13 protein-coding genes are annotated in these 12,893 nt (G+C 50.8%); 12 read left to right on the top strand and 1 reads right to left on the bottom strand.

Annotated features, from left to right (window positions below; genetic code table 11):
* Window positions 1-74: 74 nt before the first annotated feature.
* Window positions 75-1,151: an NAD(P)H-dependent flavin oxidoreductase gene (locus DWW13_RS03615; RefSeq protein ID WP_118699958.1), complete on the bottom strand. Its 1,077-nt coding sequence runs from the start codon at window positions 1,149-1,151 to the stop codon at window positions 75-77.
* A gap of 444 nt (window positions 1,152-1,595) precedes the next feature.
* Here DWW13_RS03615 and DWW13_RS03610 point away from each other — a divergent pair, with 444 nt between their 5' ends.
* From DWW13_RS03610 to atpC, 12 genes are all read left to right on the top strand, one after another.
* Complete coding sequence (locus DWW13_RS03610; protein WP_226906299.1) at window positions 1,596-2,177, top strand: nitroreductase family protein; 582 nt, start codon at window positions 1,596-1,598, stop codon at window positions 2,175-2,177.
* Between the two features lie 412 nt (window positions 2,178-2,589).
* On the top strand, window positions 2,590-5,187 hold the full coding sequence (locus DWW13_RS03605; RefSeq protein ID WP_118719397.1) for an alpha-L-rhamnosidase: 2,598 nt from the start codon (window positions 2,590-2,592) through the stop codon (window positions 5,185-5,187).
* A 248-nt stretch (window positions 5,188-5,435) separates the two neighbouring features.
* Window positions 5,436-5,720, top strand: coding sequence for an AtpZ/AtpI family protein (locus DWW13_RS03600; protein WP_055227958.1), 285 nt, complete (start codon window positions 5,436-5,438; stop codon window positions 5,718-5,720).
* 104 nt (window positions 5,721-5,824) lie between these two features.
* The gene (locus DWW13_RS03595) at window positions 5,825-6,247 is read left to right on the top strand and encodes a hypothetical protein (RefSeq protein ID WP_055227959.1); all 423 of its coding nucleotides are present in this window, start codon (window positions 5,825-5,827) and stop codon (window positions 6,245-6,247) included.
* A 166-nt stretch (window positions 6,248-6,413) separates the two neighbouring features.
* Window positions 6,414-7,175, top strand: coding sequence for a F0F1 ATP synthase subunit A (locus tag DWW13_RS03590; RefSeq protein ID WP_022462450.1), 762 nt, complete (start codon window positions 6,414-6,416; stop codon window positions 7,173-7,175).
* A gap of 50 nt (window positions 7,176-7,225) precedes the next feature.
* Complete coding sequence (gene atpE, locus DWW13_RS03585; protein WP_022462449.1) at window positions 7,226-7,504, top strand: ATP synthase F0 subunit C; 279 nt, start codon at window positions 7,226-7,228, stop codon at window positions 7,502-7,504.
* A 37-nt stretch (window positions 7,505-7,541) separates the two neighbouring features.
* The gene (atpF, locus tag DWW13_RS03580; protein WP_022462448.1) at window positions 7,542-8,045 is read left to right on the top strand and encodes a F0F1 ATP synthase subunit B; all 504 of its coding nucleotides are present in this window, start codon (window positions 7,542-7,544) and stop codon (window positions 8,043-8,045) included.
* The gene (atpH, locus tag DWW13_RS03575; RefSeq protein WP_022462447.1) at window positions 8,042-8,581 is read left to right on the top strand and encodes an ATP synthase F1 subunit delta; all 540 of its coding nucleotides are present in this window, start codon (window positions 8,042-8,044) and stop codon (window positions 8,579-8,581) included. Before atpF ends, atpH begins: the two co-directional genes overlap by 4 nt.
* 9 nt (window positions 8,582-8,590) lie before the next feature.
* Entirely contained in the window at window positions 8,591-10,120 is a 1,530-nt protein-coding gene (gene atpA, locus DWW13_RS03570; RefSeq protein WP_055220549.1) for a F0F1 ATP synthase subunit alpha, read from the top strand.
* An 18-nt stretch (window positions 10,121-10,138) separates the two neighbouring features.
* The gene (gene atpG / locus DWW13_RS03565; protein WP_055220552.1) at window positions 10,139-11,005 is read left to right on the top strand and encodes an ATP synthase F1 subunit gamma; all 867 of its coding nucleotides are present in this window, start codon (window positions 10,139-10,141) and stop codon (window positions 11,003-11,005) included.
* Between the two features lie 35 nt (window positions 11,006-11,040).
* The gene (gene atpD / locus DWW13_RS03560; RefSeq protein WP_022462236.1) at window positions 11,041-12,441 is read left to right on the top strand and encodes a F0F1 ATP synthase subunit beta; all 1,401 of its coding nucleotides are present in this window, start codon (window positions 11,041-11,043) and stop codon (window positions 12,439-12,441) included.
* A 14-nt stretch (window positions 12,442-12,455) separates the two neighbouring features.
* Window positions 12,456-12,857: an ATP synthase F1 subunit epsilon gene (gene atpC, locus DWW13_RS03555; protein WP_022462237.1), complete on the top strand. Its 402-nt coding sequence runs from the start codon at window positions 12,456-12,458 to the stop codon at window positions 12,855-12,857.
* Window positions 12,858-12,893 lie beyond the last annotated feature (36 nt).

Genomic DNA, 12,893 nt, shown 5'->3' with positions numbered 1-12,893 from the left:
CTTGAAGATTTTTTATGCTGACACCATAAAGAAGATTGTAACATTATTGGGAAGGAAAGTCACTACTAAATTTTTTATTTTTTGCTGTCCGGCAGGGATTCCCCGGCCAGTTCCGCCATCAGCTCCGGCACGGTGGTCATGTGATCGAGACGCCATGCATTTTCTCCGCAGAAAAGGAGAGCGTTGTCGGTATCGCCATCGGCAGCGCGGGTCAGGGCAGTGGTAATACAGTAGGGAATGGAGGCTTTGTCGCATTTTTTGAGGCACTGGTAGCAGTGTGAGATTTTTTCCCGTTCCTGTTCGCGTTCCGTCAGAAACGGATTGCGGATTGCGCGGCCCGGCATGCCGACCGGACTGTGCATGATCGTGATATCTTCTTTTTTTGCATTCAGGTATGCCTGTTTGTAGCGGGGATCGGCATCGCATTCTTCCGTGACAACGAAACGGGTAGCCATCTGGACGCCTGCGCAGCCAAGCGACAGATAGTGAAGGATATCCTCATGGGTGTAGACGCCTCCGGCAAAGACGACGGGGATGGTACAGGCATATTTTTCTTCGTAGCCATGTACAATCTGCAGAATTTCCCGGATTTCGTCATCGTAGCCGCGCCGTGCTGTTTCTTCCACGGTTTCGGCGGAGTAGCCGAGATGGCCTCCGGCTGCAGGACCTTCGATGACAACGAGATCAGGAACGCGGTGATAGTGATTGTCCCAAAGCTTCAGAAGAACCTTGGCAGTCCGGGGCGGGGAAACGATAGGGGCGAGCTTGATGGAGCTTCCCGCTGTGTATTTTGGCAGATCAGTCGGGAGACCGGCCCCGGAAATGATGAGATCGGCTCCGTTTTCGATACAGCAGCGGACGTATTCCTCGTAGTGGGTCAGGGCGCACATGATATTGACGCCGATGATGCCGCCGTTTGAGATTTCTTTGGCACGGCGGATGTGGAAGGCGAGTGCGCGGAGATTGGCACTTAAGGGATCACGCGCGAATTCCGGATCGCGCCAGCCGGGCTGGGCGGCGGAGATGACGCCGATTCCGCCTGCTTTGGCAACGGCACCGGCGAGGGATGAGAGGCTGATGCCGACGCCCATTCCGCCTTGGATGATGGGGTATTTGGCGGTGAGATTTCCTATTTTTAAATTTGGTAACATATGAATTCTCCTTTTTGATAAATGGACGATCCCGTGCCCGCCGCCGCGCCGGGGATGTTCCTCCAGGATGGCGCGGTTTCGGAGGCCAGGAAACTCTAAGGCTTTGGGATTTTGCTAAGGGCGCTTGAAAAAACGGCGAACTCGCTGCGCTCAGACAGTGCCGTTTTTTCAAGCAACGCAAAATTCCATAGCCTAAGAGTTTGCAGGCCTCCTGCAAATGCGCCATCCTGGAGGAACATCCCCGGCGCGGCGGCGGGCACGGGGTCTGGTATTGGTAAAAATGTAATGTTAAAAACCTTACTATATAGTTTTGAAAACTAGATATATAATACTTTGAATATCAAAGTATGTCAAGAGGGAAAATGAGAAAAAGGTGATTGATAGGGGGTGGGAGGTGTGGTAGAGTGGGAGATAGAAAGAAAAGTTAAGACAGGAGGATGAAGAATGATGTTAAAGGATCTGGTATTAAAAAACAGGAGTTATCGTGGTTTTGATGAGTCGGTGAGGATTTCGCGGGAGACGTTGGAAGGGTTTGTGGATTGCGCGCGGCTTTGTCCTTCGAGTGTGAATAAGCAGCCGTTGAAGTATTTTCTGGCGTGGGAGCCGGACGAAGTGGAGAAGGTGCAGGGTCTGACGAAGTGGGCGCGGGCGCTGCCGGATATGGTACTGCCGCATCCGGGAAAACGGCCGACGGGTTTTGTTGTGATCTGCCAGGATAAGAGGATTGATGAGAATCTGAACCGGTATCAGAAGGATGTCGGGATTGTGGCGCAGACGATGCTGCTTGCGGCTGTGGAGCAGGGGCTTGGCGGCTGCATGATCGGGAATTTTCAGGCGGGCGAGGTGATGGAAGTGCTTGGACTGCCAGAGGAGATCCGGCCGCTTTTGATTGTGGCGTTTGGAAAACCGGCGGAGGAGATTCATCTGGTAGATGTGCCGGAGGATGGGAATACGAATTATTACCGGGATGAAAATGATGTGCACTATGTGCCGAAGAGAACGCTGGCGGATGAATTGCTGAACTGAAGATAGAAACTGAAGATAGAGCCGGAAAATTCCGGAAAAATGTCGGATGAACCGTCCTAAAAAGTTAGATCTAAAAAATCTGATTTCTTGGGGCGGTTCAAAGAATCCGGCATTTTTTTACTTTACAGGAAACTTCGTTGAATTTTCCTGTAAAGTAAAAAGCCCTCCGGGCAGGATCGCACTGCGGCTGAGGGGAAAGGAAAGCACAGGCTCTTATTAGTTTCGGTGTGGCCCGAAAAAGAGAAAATGTCCCATACTTTCTGGCAATCCGGGGAGATGTCTGGTGGGCAGGAAATGGTGCAAATAAAGATGTTTTTTCCTGCAAAACAGAACCTTTTTTCTCGAAAGGGATCATGATAAAATGAGAAAAAATGGGGGAATTTTCAAAAATAAGATGGAGGAGGATATTGAAATGAAAATTTATCACGCACAGGTGAATCATCTGGAAAATCCAATGGGGTTCCGAATGGAGAGAACGGTCTTTTCCTGGAAAGTGAAAGACGCGGAAGGAAAAAAACAGAGCTATGCGAGAATCCGTGTAGCATCGGATGCAGCGATGGAGCATCTGCTGTTTGATTCCGGAGAGGATGATAAGGCGAGCAGTCTTTTCTATCCGGTGAAGCTGGATCTGGAGCCGAGAACGCGGTATTACTGGAACGTGGAAGCGGGCAGTGATGCCGGGGAGACGGCGGTGAGTGAAGTACAGTTTTTTGAGACCGGAAAACGGAATGAAGCATGGACAGGAAAATGGATTTCCTGTGACAGTAAGGAGAACCGTCATCCATATTTTGAAAAAGAAATTGTTCCGGCAAAAGAGGTAGCGAAGGCCAGGCTGTATGTCTGCGGACTTGGACTGTATGAGGTGTATGTGGATGAGAAGCGTGTCGGGGATGAGTACCTGACGCCGTACAGCAATGATTACAATGAATGGGTACAGTATCAGACGTATGATGTGACAGAGGAGGTTTCAAAACAGGGAATGCTCCGTGTGCTGCTTGGAAACGGCTGGTACAAGGCGCGGTTTGGATTCAGTGCGTTTGAGGACAAGGGATTTTACGGCAATGAGTGGAAGCTGATTGCGGAGCTGCATCTGACGTATGCGGACGGTTCGGAAGAGGTGATTGGCACGGATGAATCGTGGCAGGTGCGGCGCAGTAAAATTGCATTCTCGAATCTTTACGACGGTGAGCACCGGGACGACACGCTGTCGGAACTGCCATTGGAGAAGGCGGTTTTTTGTGAGGCACCAAAAGGAGAACTGACGGAACGCATGAGCCTTCCGGTGACGATTCATGAGACGTTTGAACCTAAAGAACTGCTTCATACTCCGGCCGGCGAGCTGGTCTTCGATATGGGGCAGGAGTTTACGGGAATTTTCAAGCTGCATGTCAACGTGCCGGCAGGAACCAAAGTTCATGTTCAGACAGGTGAGATTTTGCAGCGCGGCAATTTCTACAATGACAATCTGCGGAGTGCAAAATCCGAATACATCTATATTTCCGATGGAACCGAAATGGATCTTGTGCCGCATTTTACGTTCTACGGCTACCGTTACGTGAAGATCGAAGGCATTCCGGATCTGAAAAAAGAGGATTTCACGGGTCTTTCTTATTACAGCAACATCACAGCGACAGGCTGGATGAAAACAGGAAGTGATTTGGTCAATCAGCTCATCAGCAATGTGCGCTGGGGCTTAAAGTGCAATTTTGTAGATGTTCCAACCGACTGCCCGCAGCGTGACGAGCGTATGGGATGGACGGGAGATGCGCAGGTATTCTCGCCGACGGCAATGTATCTCGAAGATACGTATGCATTCTATGCAAAATACCTGTACGACATGGCAAAAGAACAGAGCGTGCTCGGTGGAAAGGTTCCGCATGTGGTGCCGTCGTGCGGCGTGGAAGATGCAGCGTGTGTCTGGGGCGATGCGGCGTGCATCATTCCGTGGAATCTGTATCTGTTTTACGGGGACAAGAGCATTCTGGAAGATCAGTTTGTGAGCATGAAATCGTGGGTGGACTACATCACGAAAGTGGATGGGGACAACCATGGCTGGAGATATGTATTCCACTTTGGCGACTGGCTGGCGCTTGACAATCCGGTGCAGGGCGCTGAGCAGGTCATGGGTGCAACGGACGAGGAGTTTATTGCAAACCTGTATTATGCGATCAGCGCAGGAATCGTGGCAAAAGCGGCCGGTGTGCTGGGATACCGCGAGGAGCAGGAGAAGTATCAGAAGCTGTCCGAGGAGCAGTTTGCTGTGGTACAGGAAGAATATTACAGCGCAACAGGCCGCTGCTGCATCAAAACACAGACGGCGCTGCTGCTGACGCTGAAATACCATCTGTCAAAGAACGAAGAGCTGACAAAACGGCAGCTTCTGAAGCTGTTTGAGCAGAGTAACCACAAACTGAAGACGGGATTTGTCGGAACACCATTGCTGAACAATGTGCTCACCGACAACGGCATGAATGATCTTGCCTACGAACTGTTGCTGAACGAGGAATTTCCGGGTTGGCTTTATGAGGTTAAGCTTGGTGCAACTACCGTCTGGGAACGCTGGAATTCCCTTCTTGCGGACGGTACGATTTCCGGCATCAGTATGAACAGTATGAACCATTATGCTTACGGCTCCATCCAGGAATGGATGTTCCGTCACGTTGCCGGCATCAACACGATGGAATCCCATCCGGGTGTCAGGACCGTACAGTTTGCACCGACGCTGAACTGGGATTTGAGGTATGCAGAGGCAAAATATGATTCTGCATCGGGAATGTACAGCATTCGCTGGGAGCTTTCCGACAAAGAGCACGTGACCATCACCATGGATGTTCCGTTCGACTGTACCGCAGAGGCCATACTTCCAATGGTTGCCAAAAGTGAAAAAGAAGCGGTTGCAGAAGTGCTCGGATCAGAAGAAAACGGCAGATACCTGCTGGAGCCGGGACACTATGAGGTAAGCTATCAGCTTTCCGGTTGGAAAGAAAAAACGGCAGTATGTGTGGAATAAAACCGCAATTTTTTTCAAAAAATAAGAAGCGAGGTGAACGCTGCAATTTTGCAATGGGACAAAATGAGAAAATTGTTCCAATTATTATGAAAAGAATGTAAATAAAAACAAATAATTTGGAAAATATACAAATTCATTTGTCTTATGAAAACGTTTATGGTACAATCTGACTAAGCGGTTACAAAAATGGAAGACAGAACGCAGACCCGAAAGTCTGACAAAAAAGAGACGGCAGAAAGGGACAGGATATGAAGAAGTGGACGGGGATGATTACCAATCTCACAATGTTGACACAATTCGGACTGTCCCTTGTGACGCCTCTTTTTCTTTGTCTGGCACTTTGCTGGTGGCTTTGCGACCGCTTTTCGGTTGGAACATGGATTTATCTGCTCGGCTTTTTCTTTGGGATCGGAGGCGGTGCCGTGACAGCCTGGAAATTCGGGCAGAGCGTTCTGCGGCATCAGAAACGCATCGAGACGGAGCCGGACGGAAAAAAGAAGAAAAAGCGGGTGTCTTTCAACCGACATATTTAGAACGTGTCTGAAAAAGTTTTCACAGTTGACGAAGATCAAGTGGCAGAGAAAAGATTTCAGACTGATTTTAAGGGGAAAATCCATTAGAAAGGAAACAAGGCGATATGAGCAATTTCGGAGACAAGGTCCAGCCGGCCGTAAAAAAGGAGACGAAAAATGTTGCCATCTATACTGTTGTCGGCGTGGTTGTGATGTGGGTCGGGTTTCTGATCCTGCACCTGATCTGGCCGGAAAAAATCCCATTTGACTATCGGGTGATCCTCGGGGGAATCGGAGGCGGTGCCGTTGCGGTGCTGAACTTTTTCCTGATGGGCATGGCAGTACAAAAAGCAGTGTCCGAGACAGACGAGGCGGGAGCAAAACGGCGGATGCAGGCAAGCTATTCGCAGAGAAACCTGATGCAGATGCTCTGGGCAATTCTGGCGATTGTGCTTCCATGCTTTCAGTTTGCCGCAGGAATCCTGCCGCTTTTAATTCCGGGAACGGCCATCAAGCTGAAGGGCATAAAAAACAGCATAAAGCGCTGAACCTGATCTTTGGCGAAAGCCGCAAAGACGGGACGGCGTTTTGAAACCGAAACAGCGAAGCAGCGATTCGGTTATGAGCAAGCAGCGAAGCGGATTGTGAAGATCCGCTTTGACAAAAGGTTCAAATTTTTTATTTTATCTCATACAGAGGAGGTGAGAAAAGAGAATGGAGGTTGATATCTCCGGTGCAAAAGTCTTTTTTACGATCCCGATCGATTTTCCGCTGTTCGGGAAAATTCAGATCAGCGAAACGCTGGTGGTAAGCTGGATTGTAATGGCACTCATTACCGGACTTTGCATCTGGCTCACAAGAGATTTGAAGATACGGAACATCTCCAAACGCCAGGCGGTGGCAGAAATGATTGTGGAGACCGCAAATAAATTCGTCATCGGCAACATGGGAGAAAAATTTCGGTATCTGATTCCTTTTGTGTCGGCACTTTTCGCGACCAGCGTTGTCTCAAACCTGATCAGTCTGATCGGACTTCGAAGTCCGACAGCAGATCTTTCTACCGAGGCGGCCTGGGCTGTTGTGGTTTTCATCATGATCACCACACAGAAAATCAAAACCAACGGTTTTGGCGGATATCTGAAAGGATTCACGACTCCGATTGCGGTTATGACACCGTTTAACGTTTTGTCGGAGCTCGCAACGCCGATCAGTATGGCGTGCCGTCACTTTGGAAACATTCTTTCCGGCGTTGTCATCAATGCCCTGATCTACGGATCTCTGGCACTGGCAAGCGGAAAGCTGCTGGGACTGCTTCCCGGCGTGCTCGGAAGAACTCTTTCACAGATCCCGATTCTGGACGTCGGTGTTCCGGCTGTTCTGTCGGTCTATTTTGACTGGTTCTCCGGCGTGATGCAGGCCTTTATTTTCTGTATGCTGACTGTCATGTACATTGCGAATGCAGCAGAGGAAGGCTAAAGAGATTAAAAAATGAGGTTTACAAAAAGAAAATACAGGAGGAAAACAAGATGGATTTTCAGATTTTAGCAAAAGGTATCGCTCTCGCAGGATGCGCAATCGGCGCAGGATGCTCCCTGATCGCAGGTATCGGACCTGGTATCGGTGAAGGTAACGCCGTAGCAAAGGCACTTGAGGCAATCGGACGTCAGCCGGAATGCAAAGGTGATGTAACAAGTACGATGCTTCTTGGCTGTGCGATCGCAGAGACCACAGGTATTTACGGTTTCGTAACCGGCCTGCTTCTGATCTTCGTAGCACCGGGAATGTTCATGAACTTCCTGAAATAGTTGCAAGGAGTAAATGATTGCTAGGAGGAAAGAAACTATGCAGGTTCAGGAACTGGTAGGAATTGTCCCCTGGACTTTTATCGCACAGATCTGCAACCTCTTCATCCAGATGTATCTGATCAAACGGTTCCTTTTCAAACCGATCAATGAGATGCTGGAAAAACGGCGTGCGGCAGCCGATGCGGAGATTACAGACGCAGAGGCGGCAAAAAAAGAAGCCAACGCCATCAAAGAGGAATATGAGCAGAATATGCAGGAGGCCAAGGCAAAGGCCAACGAGATTCTCGAAAGCGCCAGAAAGACAGCGACGCTGCAGAGCGAGAAAATCGTAAAAGAGGCTTCCGAACAGGCAGCTGCTCTGAAAAACAAGGCAGAAAAAGAGATTGCCCAGGAGAAAAAGAAAGCGGTCAATGAAGTCAAAGGCGAGATCGGCGGCATTGCCATGGATATTGCCGGAAAAGTCATTGAGCGCGAGATTAATGAAAAAGACCATGAGAAGCTGATAGATGAATTTATATCGAATGTAGGTGAAGCATCATGACAGAAACTGCCAGAGTATACGGTGGAAGCCTGTATGAGCTGGCCCAGGAGGAGCATCTCGAAGAGGAAATCCTTTCCGAGATGAAGGAGATCCGAGCTCTGTTCCGGGAAAATCCGGAGTATCCGCGCCTTTTATCGGAGCCTTCGATTCCGCGAAAAGAGCGGATCGGGCTGATCGACGCGGCATTTGGCAGCCAGGCGGAACCGTATTTGGTCAATTTTATCAAACTGCTGTGTGAAAAAAATCTTCTCCGGGAATTCGGCGGATGCCAGGAAGCGTTTCAGCGCAGATACTTTGCGGCGCACAACATTGCCGAGGCAGTTGTGACGAGCGCAGCATCCCTGTCGAAGGAACAGGAAGAGCTTCTGAAGAAAAAACTGGAAACAATGAGCGGAAAAACGGTCGTGATGGAACTGAAAACCGATCCGTCCGTTCTGGCGGGTGTCCGCGTGGAGCTCGACGGAAAGCTGTTTGACGGAACCGTAAAGGGACGTTTGGCCGAGCTTTCTAGAAGAATCAGCGATACAGTGGTGTAGGAGGAAAAAATGCAACTGAAACCAGAAGAAATATCCAAGGTCATCCGCAGCCAGATCAAATATTATGAAAATGCGATCCGGCAGGATGAGACAGGCACCGTTCTGATGGTCGGAGACGGAATCGCAAGAGCCAGCGGTCTTTCGAACTGCATGGCAGGCGAGCTGCTGGAATTTGAGGATGGAAGCTATGGAATGGCACAGAACCTCGAGGAAAACAGCGTATCTGTCGTTTTATTCGGTTCCGGCGAGAACATCAGCGAGGGACAGCTTGTAAAAAGAACGGGAAAGGTTGTTTCGGTTCCGGTCGGAGAAGGCATGATCGGACGCGTTGTCAACGCGCTTGGCCAGCCAATCGACGGCGCAGGCCCGATTACGGCAGCAGAGTACCGTCCGATTGAAAGCCCGGCACCGGGCATCTGTGAGAGAAAAGGTGTTAATCAGCCGCTGCAGACCGGTATTAAAGCGATCGATTCCATGGTTCCGATCGGAAGAGGTCAGCGAGAGCTGATCATCGGAGACCGTCAGACCGGAAAGACAACGATCGCAACCGATACCATTCTGAACCAGAAAGGCAAGGATGTGATCTGTATCTACGTTGCCATCGGACAGAAACGTTCGACAGTAGCGTCCTTAGTAGAAAATCTTGAGAAGAACGGCGCAATGGCGTACACCATCGTCGTGGCAGCGACGGCATCCGAAGCGAGCCCGCTGCAGTATATCGTACCGTATTCCGGCTGTGCCATGGGCGAGTACTTTATGTATCAGGGAAAAGATGTGCTGATCATTTATGATGATTTAAGTAAGCACGCGGTTGCATACCGTGCACTCTCACTGCTGATCCGCCGTCCGCCGGGACGTGAGGCTTATCCGGGAGATGTTTTCTATCTCCATTCCAGACTTCTGGAGCGTGCCGCAAAGCTGGACGATGAACACGGCGGCGGATCCATGACGGCTCTGCCGATCATTGAGACCCAGGCAGGCGATATTTCCGCCTATATTCCGACGAACGTCATCTCCATCACAGACGGCCAGATTTTCCTTGAGACAGAGCTGTTCCACTCGGGCGTTATGCCGGCGGTAAACCCTGGCGTATCCGTATCCCGTGTCGGTGGAAATGCGCAGATTAAGGCGATGAAGAAGGTAGCCGGAACTCTGAAACTGATCTATTCCCAGTACCGCGAGCTGGCAAGCTTTGCACAGTTCGGATCCGACCTGGATGCCGATACAAAGGCGCGTCTGGAGCAGGGTGTGCGTATCGTGGAAGTATTAAAACAGAACCAGAATGCACCGGTTCCGGTAGAAAAACAGGTGGCCATTCTTTATGCGGTAACGAAAGGAATTCTGTCAAAGGTTGCAGCTGAGGATGTCCGCGCCTATGAGGACGGACTGTATACCTGGCTTGATACCGATGCAGAGGGTGCTGCCGTGATGCAGGAGATTTCCGCAACCGGAAAACTCGAGGCAGATACCGAAGAGAAGCTGAAAAGTGCGCTCGAATCGTACACCGAAAACTTTATCAATACAAGACCTGCAAAATAAGGAAAGAAGGAGGAGCCTATGGCTGCAAACATGAAAGCCGTAAAGCTGCGGATCAAAAGTGTCGAAAGCACGATGCAGATTACCAAGGCGATGGAACTTGTAGCGTCCTCCAAGCTGCGAAAAGCGAAGGAGCGGGCTGATACCTGCCGTCCGTATTTTCAGGAGCTGTACCGCACTTTGCAGGATATTGCAAAAGGAAACACGGAATTTTATTCCATTTATGCAAAAGAGGCAAAAAACGAGAAATGCTGCTACGTGCTGGTTGCCGGAGACCGCGGCCTTGCGGGCGGATACAACGCGAATCTGTTCCGATGCTTTGAGGCAGATGCCAAAGGAAAAGAGATCTGTGTGGTTCCGGTCGGCAAAAAGGCAGTGGAGTATGCAAAATCCCGGAAGCTGGACATTCTGACGGACAGCTTTGCCGAGATCGCAAATCTTTCTGTGGCAGACAGCTTTGAGATCGCGCGCGCACTGTGCCGTGAGTTCCGGAAAGGGACCTTCGGACATGTGGAGCTTTGTTACACAAAATTCGTGTCGATGCTGTCGCAGATGCCGGTTTCCGTGCCGATCCTGCCTCTGATTGACATTGCAAAAGAGGACGGAGAGGATCCGGAAGCGAAAAAAATCCGGAATCTGATCCTGTATGAGCCAAACGGTGTCGAGGTATTCGAAGCGATTGTGCCGGAATACTTAGGCGGCCTGATCTACGGCGGTATCTGTGAGAGTGTAGCAAGTGAGCTTGCGGCACGCCGTACCGCAATGGAGGCGGCAACGGGAAATGCAGAGGAGATGATTGAACAGCTCAATCTGTATTACAACCGTGCCCGTCAGGCAAGCATTACGCAGGAGATCACGGAGATTGTCGGCGGTGCGGAAGGCGTGTAAGAGTGGAAACAAGAAAAGTGAGGAGAAGTCGTTAAATGAGTGAAAAACACATTGGCGAGGTTGTGCAGGTAACGGGTCCTGTTCTGGACATCCGTTTTCCGGAAGGAGAGCTGCCGGCACTTCTGAATGCCATCGAGATAGACAACCACGGCGAGAAGCTGGTTGTGGAAGTGGCGCAGCAGACGGGCGACAACATGGTCCGCTGCATTGCCATGAAGTCCACAGACGGACTTGTCCGCGGAACAAAAGCAGTTGACACGGGCGGCCCGATCGCCGTTCCGGTCGGAGAGGAGTGCTTAGGCCGCGTGTTCAACCTGCTCGGTGAGACCGTAGACAATAAGCCGGCACCGGAAACAGCAGAAAAATGGCCGATCCACCGCGATCCGCCGTCCTATGAGGAACAGGTTCCGGCAACGGAGATCCTCGAAACCGGAATCAAGGTCGTTGACCTGATCTGCCCGTATGCCAAGGGCGGAAAAATCGGTCTGTTCGGTGGTGCCGGCGTTGGAAAAACAGTCCTTATCATGGAGCTGATCCACAACGTGGCAACGGCACACGGCGGACTTTCCGTTTTCACCGGTGTCGGAGAGCGTACCCGTGAAGGAAATGACCTTTACAACGAGATGAAAGAGAGCGGTGTTATCGACAAGACAGCACTGGTCTATGGACAGATGAACGAGCCGCCGGGAGCGCGTATGCGTGTCGGACTTTCCGGCCTTACCATGGCAGAATATTTCCGTGATGTGAAAAATCAGGATGTGCTGCTGTTCATCGATAATATTTTCCGATTTACGCAGGCAGGTTCCGAGGTTTCGGCTCTGCTTGGCCGTATGCCGTCCGCAGTAGGATACCAGCCGACGCTGGCAACCGAGATGGGCGCACTGCAGGAGCGTATTACTTCCACAAGAAAGGGATCCATCACATCGGTACAGGCTGTTTACGTGCCGGCCGATGACCTGACCGACCCGGCTCCGGCAACAACGTTTACCCATCTGGATGCCACGACGGTACTTTCCCGTGAAATCTCCAGCCAGGGTATTTACCCGGCTGTTGATCCGCTCGATTCTACCAGCCGTATCCTGACACCGGAAATCGTAGGCCATGAGCACTATGAGGTAGCACGTGCCGTACAGCAGGTGCTGCAGAGATACAAAGAGCTGCAGGATATCATCGCCATCATGGGTATGGATGAACTGTCCGAGGAGGATAAGCTGACGGTCAGCCGTGCCCGTAAGGTACAGCGTTTCCTGTCCCAGAGCTTCTCGGTAGCGGAGCAGTTTACCGGTATGGAAGGAAAATATGTGCCGTTAAAAGAAACTCTGCGTGGATTCCGCATGATCCTTGACGGCGAGTGCGACGATCTTCCGGAGAGCTGCTTCCTGTTTGCAGGTACCATCGACGAGGTATTTGAAAAAGCAAAAGCACTGAATCAGTAAAGGAGGAATGACGTATGAGTACATTTCCTTTACGTGTCGGCACGCCGGACGGACTTCTCTATGAGGGTGACGTAGCGCGAGTTGTCTGCAGAACCATCAGCGGCGACCTGGCAATTCTGCCTGGGCACTGCAATTACTGCACTGCACTCGGTATGGGCGAGGCGCATATTGTGCTGGAGGACGGAACGAGAAGAAATGCCGCCTGCATCGGCGGAATGCTTTCCATGATGAACGGGGTCTGCCGTGTCCTGGCAACGACCTGGGAGTGGGAAGAGGATATTGATGCAGAGCGCGCCGAGGCTGCCAAACACAGGGCCGAGCAGGCGCTGGCAAACGGCGGTCTGACGGACAAAGAATACCGTATTGCCGAAGCCAAGCTGCAGCGTGCGCTGGTGCGGTTGAGTGTAAAAGAATAAAAAAACAAAAAAAGCCTTCGACGAATTCAGAAAAAT

It is taken from the genome of Blautia sp. AF14-40 (assembly GCF_003479665.1).
Lineage (GTDB): Bacteria > Bacillota > Clostridia > Lachnospirales > Lachnospiraceae > Fusicatenibacter > Fusicatenibacter saccharivorans.
This window is presented reverse-complemented; position numbering and strand designations above follow the sequence as displayed.

What these genes read in the sequence shown, in the direction of transcription:
- DWW13_RS03615 (WP_118699958.1), bottom strand. Translation starts at nt 1,151, where the DNA reads ATGTTACCAAATTTAAAAATAGGAAATCTCACCGCCAAATACCCCATC.
- DWW13_RS03610 (WP_226906299.1), top strand. Translation starts at nt 1,596, where the DNA reads ATGATGTTAAAGGATCTGGTATTAAAAAACAGGAGTTATCGTGGTTTT.
- DWW13_RS03605 (WP_118719397.1), top strand. Translation starts at nt 2,590, where the DNA reads ATGAAAATTTATCACGCACAGGTGAATCATCTGGAAAATCCAATGGGG.
- DWW13_RS03600 (WP_055227958.1), top strand. Translation starts at nt 5,436, where the DNA reads ATGAAGAAGTGGACGGGGATGATTACCAATCTCACAATGTTGACACAA.
- DWW13_RS03595 (WP_055227959.1), top strand. Translation starts at nt 5,825, where the DNA reads ATGAGCAATTTCGGAGACAAGGTCCAGCCGGCCGTAAAAAAGGAGACG.
- DWW13_RS03590 (WP_022462450.1), top strand. Translation starts at nt 6,414, where the DNA reads ATGGAGGTTGATATCTCCGGTGCAAAAGTCTTTTTTACGATCCCGATC.
- atpE (WP_022462449.1), top strand. Translation starts at nt 7,226, where the DNA reads ATGGATTTTCAGATTTTAGCAAAAGGTATCGCTCTCGCAGGATGCGCA.
- atpF (WP_022462448.1), top strand. Translation starts at nt 7,542, where the DNA reads ATGCAGGTTCAGGAACTGGTAGGAATTGTCCCCTGGACTTTTATCGCA.
- atpH (WP_022462447.1), top strand. Translation starts at nt 8,042, where the DNA reads ATGACAGAAACTGCCAGAGTATACGGTGGAAGCCTGTATGAGCTGGCC.
- atpA (WP_055220549.1), top strand. Translation starts at nt 8,591, where the DNA reads ATGCAACTGAAACCAGAAGAAATATCCAAGGTCATCCGCAGCCAGATC.
- atpG (WP_055220552.1), top strand. Translation starts at nt 10,139, where the DNA reads ATGGCTGCAAACATGAAAGCCGTAAAGCTGCGGATCAAAAGTGTCGAA.
- atpD (WP_022462236.1), top strand. Translation starts at nt 11,041, where the DNA reads ATGAGTGAAAAACACATTGGCGAGGTTGTGCAGGTAACGGGTCCTGTT.
- atpC (WP_022462237.1), top strand. Translation starts at nt 12,456, where the DNA reads ATGAGTACATTTCCTTTACGTGTCGGCACGCCGGACGGACTTCTCTAT.